This window comes from Cupriavidus sp. F041, assembly GCF_057814235.1.
This window is the reverse complement of record NZ_JBVASY010000002.1, coordinates 2582934-2595162: the sequence shown is the minus strand read 5'-3', so window position 1 is coordinate 2595162 and position 12229 is coordinate 2582934. Positions and strand designations below refer to the sequence as shown.

General features: G+C 66.6%; 10 protein-coding genes and 1 pseudogene. 10 read left to right on the top strand and 1 reads right to left on the bottom strand.

Going from position 1 to position 12229, the window contains the following annotated elements:
- Positions 1-23 precede the first annotated feature (23 nt).
- The 8 genes and pseudogenes from ACZY0R_RS29340 to ACZY0R_RS29305 all read left to right on the top strand — a co-directional run.
- Entirely contained in the window at positions 24-929 is a 906-nt protein-coding gene (locus tag ACZY0R_RS29340; RefSeq protein WP_035874805.1) for a LysR family transcriptional regulator, read from the top strand.
- Between the two features lie 162 nt (positions 930-1091).
- Positions 1092-2288 (top strand): CaiB/BaiF CoA transferase family protein, encoded by a 1197-nt coding sequence (locus tag ACZY0R_RS29335; protein ID WP_488863336.1) that lies wholly within the window; start codon positions 1092-1094, stop codon positions 2286-2288.
- On the top strand, positions 2285-3259 hold the full coding sequence (locus ACZY0R_RS29330; protein WP_488863334.1) for a hydroxymethylglutaryl-CoA lyase: 975 nt from the start codon (positions 2285-2287) through the stop codon (positions 3257-3259). The genes ACZY0R_RS29335 and ACZY0R_RS29330 overlap by 4 nt, the downstream gene beginning before the upstream one ends.
- Positions 3260-3369: 110 nt before the next feature.
- Positions 3370-4404: a Bug family tripartite tricarboxylate transporter substrate binding protein gene (locus ACZY0R_RS29325; RefSeq protein ID WP_488863332.1), complete on the top strand. Its 1035-nt coding sequence runs from the start codon at positions 3370-3372 to the stop codon at positions 4402-4404.
- Between the two features lie 316 nt (positions 4405-4720).
- Complete coding sequence (locus tag ACZY0R_RS29320; RefSeq protein WP_035874814.1) at positions 4721-5767, top strand: ABC transporter substrate-binding protein; 1047 nt, start codon at positions 4721-4723, stop codon at positions 5765-5767.
- 252 nt (positions 5768-6019) lie between these two features.
- The gene (locus tag ACZY0R_RS29315) at positions 6020-6832 is read left to right on the top strand and encodes an ABC transporter ATP-binding protein (protein ID WP_035874817.1); all 813 of its coding nucleotides are present in this window, start codon (positions 6020-6022) and stop codon (positions 6830-6832) included.
- A gap of 129 nt (positions 6833-6961) precedes the next feature.
- A complete protein-coding gene (locus tag ACZY0R_RS29310; RefSeq protein WP_488863329.1) occupies positions 6962-7753 on the top strand; it encodes an ABC transporter permease in 792 nt (263 codons plus the stop codon).
- A gap of 784 nt (positions 7754-8537) precedes the next feature.
- Positions 8538-9236 (top strand): annotated as a pseudogene (locus tag ACZY0R_RS29305) (porin); the annotation flags it as partial.
- 113 nt (positions 9237-9349) lie between these two features.
- On the opposite strand, the gene ACZY0R_RS29300 reads toward ACZY0R_RS29305, so the two are convergent.
- Positions 9350-10324, bottom strand: a complete 975-nt coding sequence (locus ACZY0R_RS29300) for an NADPH:quinone oxidoreductase family protein (protein WP_488863327.1) — start codon at positions 10322-10324, stop codon at positions 9350-9352.
- A gap of 220 nt (positions 10325-10544) precedes the next feature.
- Here ACZY0R_RS29300 and surE point away from each other — a divergent pair, with 220 nt between their 5' ends.
- Both surE and ACZY0R_RS29290 read left to right on the top strand, forming a co-directional pair.
- Positions 10545-11297: a 5'/3'-nucleotidase SurE gene (gene surE / locus ACZY0R_RS29295; RefSeq protein WP_488863325.1), complete on the top strand. Its 753-nt coding sequence runs from the start codon at positions 10545-10547 to the stop codon at positions 11295-11297.
- Between the two features lie 28 nt (positions 11298-11325).
- On the top strand, positions 11326-12222 hold the full coding sequence (locus ACZY0R_RS29290; RefSeq protein ID WP_045239458.1) for a protein-L-isoaspartate(D-aspartate) O-methyltransferase: 897 nt from the start codon (positions 11326-11328) through the stop codon (positions 12220-12222).
- The last annotated feature ends 7 nt before the right edge of the window (positions 12223-12229 follow it).

The window sequence follows — 12229 nt, the reverse complement described above, 5'->3', positions numbered from 1 at the left end:
GCCGTGCGCTTGAACGCAACCGCATGAATCTCGCCCGCTTCGACCTCGTCACGCTCGGCCTGTTCGTCGCCGTTGCGCGCCAGGGCAGTATCTCCGCCGGTGCGCGCCAGTCCCACCTGGCAGTGGCGGCGGCCAGCAAGCGCATCTCGGATCTGGAGACCGCGGTCGGGGCGCCGCTGTTCTTCCGCCACGCGGCCGGCGTGCAGCTGACCGAGGCCGGTCAGGCATGCTTCCATCATGCGCTGACCATCCTGCAGGATGTGGAGCGCATGGCTGGCGTGATGTCGGACTATGCCAGTGGCGTGCGCGGCCAGGTGCGCGTCTGCGCCAATACCTCGGCCATTACGCAGTTCCTGCCCGACGACCTGGCGACCTTCATGGCGCTGCATCCCACCATCCGCATCGAGCTCGAGGAGCAGAACAGCAGCGAGATCGTCGCCGCCCTGGTGGAGAACCGGGCGGATGTGGGCATTTTTGCCGACCGCACGCCCAGCGCGGGCCTGGTCACGGTGGAGTACCGGCAGGACGAACTGGTGCTGGTGACACCGCCGGGCCATCCGCTCTCCGAGCGCGGGCCGGTGCGCTATGCGGACACGCTCGAATACGATTTTGTCAGCTTGCCGCAGGTCACTTCGCTGGCGGCCCGCTTGCTGGAGGAAAGCAGCCGGCTGGACCGGCCGTTCCGGCTGCGCATCCAGGTACGCAGCTTCGACGCCATGTGCCGCATGGTGATGGCGGGGCTGGGCGTGGGCGTGCTGCCGCGCATCGCGGCCGAGCCGCATGTGCAGTCGATGGGCTTGTCGCTGGTGGGGCTGCAGGACGCCTGGGCGCGCCGTTCTCTGCTCATCGGCATGCGCGACCCGGCCGGCCTGACGGTGTCGGCGCGGCTGCTCATTACCCATCTCTGCGGCGACCGCGCGCCGTTCTGAACCCCCGAGGGCTTTCGCGTTCCGAGAAGGCCCGCTTCTCCGAATGCCGATTCCGCCAGCCGCGCGGCTGGGGCACACTGCGTCGAAACAAGGCGTGGTGCCGGCAACGGCCACACGCCAGCCCCAATCGACATTGCGACATCGCACGGAGACACCCCCATCATGGCGCGACAGATCCTCGAAGGCATTCGGGTCCTGGAACTCGGGCAACTGATTGCCGGCCCCTTCGCCGCCAAGACCCTTGCCGATTTCGGCGCCCACGTGGTCAAGGTGGAGCCGCCGGGGCAGGGCGATCCCCTGCGCAAATGGCGCATGCTCTACGAGGACACCTCGGTCTGGTGGGAAGCGCAGTCGCGCAACAAGCAGTCGATCTGCGTTGACTTGCGCAATCCCGAGGGCCAGGCGGTGGTGCGCAAGCTGGCGGCCGAGGCTGACGTGCTGATCGAGAATTTCCGTCCGGGCACCATGGAGAAATGGGGCCTGGGCTACGAGGCACTCCGCGCGGAGAACCCCGGCCTGATCATGGTGCGCGTGTCCGGCTACGGCCAGACCGGCCCGAAGAAGGACGAGCCCGGTTTTGCGGCGGTAGCCGAGGCCATGGGCGGCCTGCGCTATCTCACCGGCGAGCCGGGGCGTGCCCCGGTGCGCGCGGGCCTGTCGCTGGGCGACACCATTGCCGGCCTGCATGGCGCGCTGGGCGTGCTGCTGGCGCTGTACGAGCGCGATGCGCGCGGCGGCGAAGGGCAGGTGATCGATGTCGCGCTGTACGAGTCGCTGTTCAACCTGAGCGAGAGCCTGTTGCCGGAATACTCGGCCTTCGGCGCGGTGCGCCAGCCGGCCGGCGGTGCGTTGCCGGGCATCGCGCCGTCCAACGCCTATCCCTGCGCCAGTGATGAATACGTGCTGGTGGCGGCCAACGGCGACGCCATCTTCAAGCGGCTGATGCATGCCATCGGCCGCGCCGACCTGGCTGAAGATCCGGCGCTCGCGCGTAACGACGGCCGCGTCAGGCGCGTCGACGAGATCGATGCGGCGATCACGGCGTGGACACGTTCGCAAAGCGTGGAAGACGCGCTGGCGGTGCTCAAGCAGGCCGAAGTGCCATCGGGCCGCATTTACACCGTCAAGGACATCTCGGAAGATCCGCACTACCGCGCGCGCGGCGTGATCGAAAGCGTGACCGCGGCCAGCGGCCTGACGGTCGAGGTGCCGGGCATCATGCCGAAGCTCTCGGCAAGCCCCGGCGCCATTCACGATCGCGCTCCTACGCTGGGGGAGCACACCGATAGCGTGCTGGAGGCTGCCGGTTTCGACGCCGCCACCATTGCCGAGCTGCGCGCGCGCGGAGTGGTCGCATGAGCGCCGCCATTTCCGCCCGCCTGCGCGGACCGGCCCGCATCGAGATCAACGAAGTGGCGCCGCGCGATGGCCTGCAGATCGAACCGGTGGTGGTGCCCACCGACGCCAAGGTTGCATTCCTGGACGCCTTGTCCGCCTGCGGCTTCGCCCGCATCGAGGCCACGTCGTTCACATCGGTGAAGGCTATCCCGGCGCTGGCCGACGCCGAGGCCGTGATGCATCGAATGGCGCGCGCCGCGGGCGTGCGCTATACCGCGCTGGTGCCCAACCTGCGCGGCCTGGAGCGTGCGCTGTCGTGCCGGCCTGATGAGCTCAACCTGGTGATGTCCGCCAGCGAGACCCATAACCGCGCCAACCTGCGCATGACGCGTGTCCAGTCGCAAGCCCAGTTGCTGGCGATGACCGAGGCCGCCAACGCGGCTGGCGTGCCGGTCAATGTTTCGCTGTCCACGGTGTTCGGCTGCCCCTTCGAAGGCGAGGTGGATCCCGATGCCGTGATGGCGCTGGCGGAATCCTTCGCCAACGCTGGCGCGGCCGGCATCACGCTGTGCGATACCACCGGCATGGCCTATCCCCGCCAGGTCGCCTCGCTGTGCCAGCGCTTCCAGCAAGGCCTGCCGCAAGCCGGTCTGACCATTCACCTGCATAACACCCGCGGCATGGGCCTGGCGAACGCGCTGGCGGCATGGCAAACGGGGGTAACGCGCTTCGACGCAGCCGTGGGCGGTCTGGGCGGCTGCCCCTTCGCGCCGGGCGCGAGCGGCAATGTCAGCACCGAAGAGCTGGTGCATATGTTCGCGGCAATGGGCGTGGATACCGGCGTGGACTTGGGGCGCCTGCTCGATGTGGTGGCCGGGCTGCCGGCGCTGGTCCAGCGCGACACCGCCAGTCAGTTGCTGCGCGCGGGGCCGCGCCTGCGTACGCATCAGCCGCCGGCCTGGCTGGCCGAACATTTCGCCGGGCAGGACTGACGCCGCACGGCCATACCGAATCCCGACGAACGGGTGCGCACCGCGCGGCGAGGGCTGGCGCGGGCGCTGTAAAAGACCAAGATCAACAAGCACCAAGCAGGAGACGCTCCATGCCTCGCATCCCGGCATTTGCCAACGCACGTCCGCATTCTTCCCTGTCCGTATCGCCGGCGCGCCGCAAGACACTCGCCGCTGTGGCGCTGGCAGCCGCCAGCCTGGCGGGTACTTCCGCCTGGGCCCAGGACAGCAGCTATCCGAACCGGCCTGTCACGCTGGTGGTCTCCGCCGCCGCCGGCGGCACCACCGACCTGGCCGCACGGATGATCTCCGAGCCGCTGTCCAAGGCCCTCGGCCAGCCGGTGGTGGTGGACAACCGGCCCGGTGGTTCAGGCGGCATTGCGGCGCAGACCGTGGCGCGTGCCAAGCCGGACGGTTATACGCTGCTGGTGCAGTACTCTGGCTTCCAGGTCATCACGCCGCTGCTGACGAAGACCTCGTGGGACCCAGTGAAGGACTTTGCACCGGTCGCCAACCTTCTGTCGGCGCCGCAAGTGCTGGTGGTGCGCCCGAGCCTGCCGGTCAAGACGCTCAAGGAACTGGTGGCGTATGCCAAGGCCAATCCCAACAAGCTCAACTACGCGTCGTCGGGGAACGGCTCGCTGCAGCACGTCTCCACCGAGTTGCTGAACCAGATGGCCGGCATCCAGATCACCCATGTTCCATACAAAGGCACCGGCCCGGCCATGACCGACCTGCTGGGCGGCTCGGTCGATCTCACCATCACCACGCCGCCACCGTTGATGGGCCATATCCAGGGCGGCAAGCTGCGCCCGCTGGTGGTGACCAGCAAGCAGCGCCTGCCCAGCCTGAAGGACGTGCCGTCCGCGCCGGAAGCCGGGTACCCCGACCTCGACGTGTCTTCGTGGTTCGCCATGTACGCGCCGGCCGGCACGCCCAAGCCGGTCATCGACAAGCTCGCCGGCGAGATCGAACGCATCATGCAGACCGACGCGTTCCGCAAGAAGGCCGAAGAACTCGGCGCCGAGGCGAAGTTCATGGGGCCGCAGCAGCTCGTCACGTATCAGCGCAACGAACTGGCGCGCTGGGGCAAGGTCATCAAGTCGGCCGATATCCACGCGGAATGAGGCGCGCGTCGGGCCGGCCATCAAGGCGGTCCCGCAAGGGCATCGGGTAATGCCGGTCAGTAAGGCGGTCGAAAGGCACGACCTGTATTGTTAGTGCCCCGCATGCCGCCATGCGGAGCCGCACTGTAGGTGTTGATCCCGATGCGACCCGGCGCGGCATCGGCTAGCATCGCAACTTGCCGCTTCGCGGCACCACGGAATCCGTGGTACGCCGTGGCACGCATGAGCGCGAGATCGGAGGCTGGCGTCGGCGGATGGCACGCAACGGTGCATGCCGCCGGTTGGCAGCCGGGTACAACAGGTAGGAGAAAGAAAAATGTATAACAAGAAATTCTGGAAGCAGGCGCTGCTCGCGCTGGCGCTGTTCCTTGCGGGTTGGTTCACGTTCGGTGGCTACGCCCAGGCGCAAGGCAAGCCCGAGAAGGCCAAGATCACCATCGCCGTGGGTGGCAAGAACCTGTTTTACTACCTGCCGCTGACTATCGCCGAGCGCCTCGGCTACTTCAAGGATGAAGGCCTCGACGTCGAGATCGTCGACTTCGCCGGCGGTGCCAAGGCATTGCAGGCGGTGGTGGGCGGCAGCGCCGACGTGGTTTCCGGCGCCTACGAGCACACCATCAACCTGCAGGCCAAGGGCCAGCAGTACCAGGAGTTCGTGCTGCAGGGCCGTGCCCCGCAGATCGTGCTGATGGTTTCCAACAAGACCATGCCCGACTTCAAGTCGGTGGCCGACCTGAAGGGCAAGAAGATCGGCGTGACCGCGCCGGGTTCGTCGACCAATATGATGGCCAACTTCGTGCTGGCCAAGGCAGGGCTGAAGGCGTCGGACGTTTCCTTCATCGGTGTCGGCGCCAGCGCCGGCGCGGTGGCGGCAATGCGCTCCGGCCAGATCGACGCGATGGCCAACCTCGATCCGGTGGTGTCGATGCTGACCCAGAAGAACGAAGTCCGCATCGCCTCGGATACCCGCACGCTGAAGGACACCCAGGCCGTGTTCGGCGGCAATATGCCGTCGGGCTGCCTGTACGCATCGGTGGCGTTTATCCAGCAGAACCCGAACACCACGCAGGCGCTCACCAACGCCATGGTGCGCGCGCTCAAGTGGCTGCAGAAGGCCGGTCCGTCGGACATTGTCAAGACCGTGCCTGAAAGCTACCTGCTGGGCGACCGCGCGCTCTACCTGGCTGCCTGGGAGAAGGTCAAGGAAGCCATCTCGCCGGACGGAAGCATGCCCGCCGACGGCCCCAAGACGGCGCTGAGCACGCTGCAACAGTTCGATCCGGACCTGAAGGGCAAGACCATCAAGCTGGAAAACACCTTCACCAACAGCTTCGTGCAGAAGGCAAACGCCAAATACAAATAAGGCATCGCCCGCGCCCAGGGTGCCGGCGGCCCGCTGCGTGCAGCGGGCCTTTGCATTGGCAAGCGCCGATGCCGGCCATGGCATCGGGCACGCCGCCTTGAACTTGCCTTCCACGTTATTCCTGTCACGCGGTACTGCGCTGTCCGTATCGCTTGCACGGTTCGCACGGTTCTCACCGTTTGCACCGTTTGCACCGTTCGCACCGTTCGCACAGTCAGCGTTATCCAGCACCGTATCCGCCAAGAGCCTGCCATGAGCACTGCCGCACTTTCCCTCGACAACGTCACCTGCACCTTCGTCTCGCGCGAAGACCGCAGCCAGCGCTATACCGCCGTCAAGGATGTCACCCTGGATATCCAGCCCGGTGAGTTCGTCTCCGTGGTGGGGCCGACCGGCTGCGGCAAGTCCACCTTGCTTAATGTGGGGGCGGGTTTGCTGCAGCCCTCGATTGGCGAGGTACGCGTGTTCGGCGAGCCGCTGCGGGGCATCAACACCCGCGCCGGCTACATGTTCCAGGCCGAGGCCCTGATGCCTTGGCGCAGCGCGCTAGACAACGTGATCGCCGGGCTGGAATTCCGCGGCATGGCGCGCGCCCAGGCAGAGCAAGAGGGCGAGGCCTGGCTGCGCCGCGTTGGCCTGGGCGGTTTTGGCGACCGCTATCCGCACCAGCTCTCGGGCGGCATGCGCAAGCGCGTCAGCCTGGCCCAGACCCTGGTGCTCGATCCGGACATCATCCTGATGGACGAACCGTTCTCCGCGCTCGACATCCAGACCCGTCAGCTGATGGAAAACGAAGTGCTCGACCTGTGGGCCGCCAAGCGCAAGGCGGTCCTGTTCATCACCCACGATCTCGACGAGGCCATCGCCATGAGCGATCGCGTGGTGGTGCTGTCGGCGGGGCCGGGCACGCACCCGATCGGCGAATTCGCCATCGACCTGCCGCGTCCGCGCGACGTCGCCGAGATACGCAATCACCCGCGTTTTGTCGAACTGCACGCGGCGATCTGGGATGTGCTGCGCGAGGAAGTCCTCAAGGGCTATGCGCAGCAGCGCAAGGTCGCGTGAGTTGACTACCGTCACTCCGTGCGGCGCATTGCGCGCAACGAACTCCGCAAGCGCGCCGGTCGCCACGATGGCCCGGCCCGCCTGCTTCCCACTCAATCCGGTCTGACTTAAATTCGAACTCCGATTCCCATGGCTTTCCGTCCCGACTCCAAGGGCATGCTGCGCTTCTGGCAGTTGCTCGTCCTCGTGGTGATCCTCGGCGCCTGGCATATCGCCACGCGCTCGCAACAGGTTGCCTTCTTCTTCGGCGAACCGCTGATGGTGGCCCAGCGTATCTGGAACTGGTTCGTGGTCGAGCACGATATTTATATCCACCTCGGCGTGACCCTGATCGAGACGCTGCTGGCCTTCGGCATCGGCACGGCGGCGGGGCTCGGCGTTGGCCTGTGGCTGGCGCTCAGCCCGCTGACGTCCGCCATCCTCGACCCCTACATCAAGGCCATGAACTCGATGCCGCGCGTGATTCTGGCGCCGATCTTCGCCGTGTGGTTCGGGCTGGGCATCTGGTCCAAGGTGGCGCTGGCGGTGACGCTGGTGTTCTTTATCGTGTTCTTCAACGTCTACCAGGGCGTCAAGGAAGTCAGCCCGGTGGTGCTGGCCAATGTGCGCATGCTGGGTGCAAACCAGAAACAGCTGCTGCGCCATGTCTACCTGCCGAGCGCGACCAGCTGGGTCTTCTCCTCGCTGCATACCTCGGTTGGCCTGGCTTTCGTGGGCGCGGTGGTGGGCGAATACCTGGGCTCGGCGCGGGGCGTGGGCTACCTGATCCTGCAGGCCGAAGGCACTTTCGACATCAACACCGTGTTCGCCGGCATCGTGGTGCTGACCGCGGCGGCGCTGGTGCTCGACACGCTGGTGGGCGTCGTGGAGAAGCGATTGATGAAGTGGCAACCGCGTAGCGGGGAGACCGAGCGCTTGTAAGACTGGCATCGGCATGGCGCGGCGGCGATCGCGCGTGGCAAGGAAAACGGCCGGAGGATGGCTTTCCTCCGGCCGTTTTTATTTTGCGCGGTAATTGCGTGGCCTGCCCTGGTACCGCTTCACCTGGCAGTGTCGGTGGGGATAGGGCGCACTTGTCTGGCGTAATGTTGCTGTCTGCAAGACAATTGTTTTCACCTAGAATCGGCACCTGATTTCCATTGCCCGAGACATGCTGCCCGTTCCGGTGCCGGGGAGCCGGGGCGCCGGGACGCGGAGGCAAGCCGCGACCGCCTGCCTCCAGCGACGCGCCGCCAGTCCCCGGCACCGCACAGGACAATATCGCCCGCAGCAGGCAGCGGGGTGGGGCGAGCTTCGAGCGCGCGGCCTCGGATGCGGTGGCGTCGCCCGCGCAGCGGCTTGCCGCGGGCATTGCTGCCGCGGCACCGGGCGCGGATCTCAGCGAAGGGCAGGCGGGCGCGAATCGCACTGCGCGAGTGCGGGGCGCCGCGGGAACCTACTGCCTGCGCACGAAGGACCCTAGCCTGAAGCTCGATCCTTTCCGTCAGGAGCTTGCCGTGCCGACCAATTGCCCGCCTTAGCGGCACCGTCAAAGACAACGCGATGCGGGTCAGGTCGCGGCACTCGCAGCCGCCCCCGGCGCAAAGCGTACGCTGACCGTCAGGCCGCCCCCCGGTGTTTGCTCGAGCGTTTACCGTGGCGCCATGGGTCCGTGCAATCTCGCGCACGATCGGCAGGCCAAGGCAGCTGCCTTGCTGGGCCTGGGTGGGATTTCATGCTGCCGTTCGACCCGATGGGGTACGCGCCGAACTACTCCTGGGCGACCTCGTCCACGGCGACCGGCGATCGCAAGGACGGCCTGTTCTCGCGTGCGTCCAATGCGATCCGCTATGACGGCAATTTCGGCGGCGTGAAGCTGGGCGCCACGGTAGCGCTGGGCGAAGTGGCCGGCAGCTTCAAGAGCTTGTCCAAGTACGACCTCGGCGTGGGCTACAGCGCGGGCGGCTTTGCCGCTGCCGCCACCTGGGATCGCCAGAACGGCGCTGGCACCAGCACCACGCCGGCCGACACGACGGATTACATCCAGGGCATTCACGCCGGTGCCAGCTACGCCTTCGGCGACCTGAGGCTCTATGCCGGCTACCGCAACTACAAGCGCGCCTTTACCACCGCCGCAGCATCCCAGCGCAGCGACATGTACTGGGGCGGTGCCTCGTACGATTTCACACCGGCCTTCACGTTGTATGGTGCCGTCTACAAGCAGAACATCAAGGGCGGCAGCGACGCCGATCCGATCCTGTTCTCGGTGCGGGCCCAGTACGCGCTGTCCAAGCGCACCACGGCTTACCTGTCGGGCGACTACGCCAAGGCGCGCAACGGCCAGAACGTGAGCCTGTCGCGTGATTTCATTGGCTATGCGAACAACCAGGTGGGCGTGACCGCCGGTCTGCAGCATCGCTTCTGAACGGGGGCGGGGCGCCGCCGCCATGGTGACGTGAAGATCGACGGCGCAAAAAAAACGCCTGGCACCAAGGCGCCAGGCGTTTTTCTTTTGCACAGCGCCGAAGGCGCGCGCGGTCAGGGCACGATGACGATCTTGCCGGTGACCTTGCGTGCTTCCATGTCCTTCAGGGCCTGCGGCGCCTGCTCCAGCGGATAGCGCGCGGAGATATGCGGGCGGATCTTGCCTTCCTTCATCCATCCCAGCATCTGCGCCATATTGGCCTGGTTCGCCTTGGGTTCGCGCCGTGCGAAATCGCCCCAGAACACGCCCACCAGCGAGGCGCCCTTGAGCAGCGCCAGGTTCAGCGGGAGCCTGGGGATTTCGCCATTGGCGAAACCCACCACCAGGTAGCGGCCGCGCCAGCCGATCGAGCGGAACGCCGGCTCGGCGTAGATGCCGCCGACCGGATCGTAAATCACGTCGGGTCCGCGTCCGTCGGTCAGCGCCTTGACGCGCTCGCGCAGGTCTTCGGTGCTGTAGTTGATCAGCGCATCGGCGCCATGGTCCTTGCATACCGCGAGCTTCTCGTCGGTGGAAGCTGCCGCGATCACGCGCGCGCCGATGGCCTTGCCGATCTCGATCGCGGCCAGGCCCACGCCGCCGGCGGCACCGAGTACCAGCATGGTCTGGCCGGCCTTCAGCTCGCCGCGGTCGATCACCGCGTGGTGCGAGGTGCCGTAAGTGAGGGTGAATGCCGCGGCGGTCTCGAAGTCGATGCCCGGTGGCATCGGCACCACCGCGCTGGCGGGCGCCTTGGCCTGCGAGGCAAAAGCGCCGTTGCCGAGGTAGGCGATGACATTGTCGCCGGGTTTGACGTGCGTCACGCCTTCTCCCACCGCGTTGACCACCCCGGCCAGCTCCGAGCCGGGCGAGAAGGGCAGTTGCGGCTTGGCCTGGTATTTGTTCTGGATGATGAGGACGTCGGGGAAATTCACGCCGGCCGCCTTCACGTCGATGACCACTTCGCCCGCGCCGGGCGCCAGGTCGGGCAGGGTTTCAAGAACCAGCGAATCAGGCGGGCCCCAGGCTTTGCAAAGTACGGCTTTCATCATGTCTCCGGTGATATGTTCGATGCCCGGCAGAGTATGGCGCAAATGGGTGAACGCGGGGTCAATGCGCGTTGCGCCAGGCAGGCCCGGGCAAGTGTAGCGCAAAAATAGCACGGTCGTTCTGTTACGCGCCGGGGGGCATCTTCGGCGGCCGGTCGGCAGCACGATTTGCGGTGCGGACAGGGCGCCCGCAGCAGCCTTGTCAGGTACAATCGCGCCCATGCATATCCTCCTCGCAAACGATGACGGTTACCTGGCGCCGGGGCTTGCCGCGCTACATGCCGCGCTGGCGCCGCTGGCTCGCATCACGGTGATTGCGCCCGAGCAAAACCACAGCGGCGCGTCGAACTCGCTGACCTTGCAACGGCCGCTGTCGATCTTCGAGGCGCGCGAGGGCGTGCAGAAAGGTTTCCGTTTCGTCAACGGCACGCCGACCGATTGCGTGCATATCGCGCTGACCGGCCTGCTGGACGAGAAACCGGATCTGGTGGTGTCAGGCATCAACCAGGGCCAGAACATGGGTGAGGACGTGCTGTACTCCGGCACCGTCGCCGCGGCCATCGAGGGTTTTTTGCTGGGCATTCCCTCGATCGCCTTTTCCCAGGTGGACAAGGGCTGGACGCACCTCGACGCGGCCGCCCGCGTGGCGCGCGACATTGTCGAGCGCTATATCGCCAAACCCGCGGTAGAACCCTTCCTGCTCAACGTCAATATTCCCAGCCTGCCGTTCGAGCATCTCAAAGGCTATCGCGCCACCCGGCTGGGCAAGCGTCATCCCTCGCAGCCGGTTATCACGCAGGTAAACCCGCGTGGCGACACCAACTACTGGATCGGACCTGCCGGCGACGCACGCGATGCGAGCGAGGGCACGGATTTCCACGCCACGGGCGAAGGCTTTGTGTCGTTGACCCCTTTGCAGCTGGACCTGACACACCGCGGGCAGCTCGAGCAGATCAACCAGTGGCTCGCATAAGCCCTTGCGCGCGCAGTATCTGGCCGTCATGAGTACCGCCCCGCGTCGCCCAAAGTTTCCCCTGTCGCTGGACGCCGTGGTCGAGCGCAAGCCCGCACCGGCGCGTACCGCCGGCATGCCTGCCGTTGGCGGGGCTCGCGGCGCTGCCATGGCCGCCAAGTCGCTCGCGGCCAAGGCGCCTGCCGCGCCGACGCCGGCCGCCAGCGCCGTGCAGGCTCGCGCCAGTGCCTCCACGGCGGGCGGGGGCGGGATGGCGTCCGAGCGGGCGCGCGGCGCGTTGGCGGCGCGGTTGCGCGCAGCGGGCATTCGCGACGAGCGTGTACTCGACGCAATTGCCACCATCCCTCGCCACCTGTTCGTCGAGCCTGGGCTGGCATCGCAAGCGTATGAAGACGCGGCGCTGCCGATCGGCCACCAGCAGACCATCTCCAAGCCGTCGGTGGTGGCACGCATGATCGAACTGTTGCGCGATGGCCTCGCCGCCGACGAGCCTCTGGAGCGCGTGCTGGAGATCGGCACCGGCTGCGGCTACCAGGCGGCGGTACTGAGCCTGGTGGCGCGCGAAGTGTTTTCCATCGAGCGGATTCGTCCGCTCCACGAACAAGCCAAGGCGAACTTGCGGCCGCTGCGGGTGCCAAACCTGCGCCTGCATTATGGCGACGGCATGCTGGGCTTGCCGCAGGCGGCGCCGTTTTCGTCGATTATCCTGGCGGCGGCCGGCATGGAGGTGCCGCAGGCGTTGCTGGAGCAGCTGGCAGTCGGCGGGCGGCTGATCGCGCCTGTGGCGGTGGCGCCCCCCGCCGGCGGGCCGGGCCAGACCGTCACACAGCAGTTATTGTTGATCGAGCGGCGTAACCGGCATCGTTTTCACCGGACCGCGCTTGAAGCCGTTTTCTTTGTGCCATTAAAATCGGGCACTATCTGAGTCGAAC

Bases quoted from the DNA above. Each gene is read 5' to 3' on its own strand.
- ACZY0R_RS29320 (WP_035874814.1), top strand. From the start codon at position 4,721: ATGTATAACAAGAAATTCTGGAAGCAGGCGCTGCTCGCGCTGGCGCTG.
- ACZY0R_RS29325 (WP_488863332.1), top strand. From the start codon at position 3,370: ATGCCTCGCATCCCGGCATTTGCCAACGCACGTCCGCATTCTTCCCTG.
- ACZY0R_RS29300 (WP_488863327.1), bottom strand. From the start codon at position 10,324: ATGAAAGCCGTACTTTGCAAAGCCTGGGGCCCGCCTGATTCGCTGGTT.
- ACZY0R_RS29290 (WP_045239458.1), top strand. From the start codon at position 11,326: ATGAGTACCGCCCCGCGTCGCCCAAAGTTTCCCCTGTCGCTGGACGCC.
- ACZY0R_RS29340 (WP_035874805.1), top strand. From the start codon at position 24: ATGAATCTCGCCCGCTTCGACCTCGTCACGCTCGGCCTGTTCGTCGCC.
- ACZY0R_RS29335 (WP_488863336.1), top strand. From the start codon at position 1,092: ATGGCGCGACAGATCCTCGAAGGCATTCGGGTCCTGGAACTCGGGCAA.
- ACZY0R_RS29315 (WP_035874817.1), top strand. From the start codon at position 6,020: ATGAGCACTGCCGCACTTTCCCTCGACAACGTCACCTGCACCTTCGTC.
- ACZY0R_RS29310 (WP_488863329.1), top strand. From the start codon at position 6,962: ATGGCTTTCCGTCCCGACTCCAAGGGCATGCTGCGCTTCTGGCAGTTG.
- surE (WP_488863325.1), top strand. From the start codon at position 10,545: ATGCATATCCTCCTCGCAAACGATGACGGTTACCTGGCGCCGGGGCTT.
- ACZY0R_RS29330 (WP_488863334.1), top strand. From the start codon at position 2,285: ATGAGCGCCGCCATTTCCGCCCGCCTGCGCGGACCGGCCCGCATCGAG.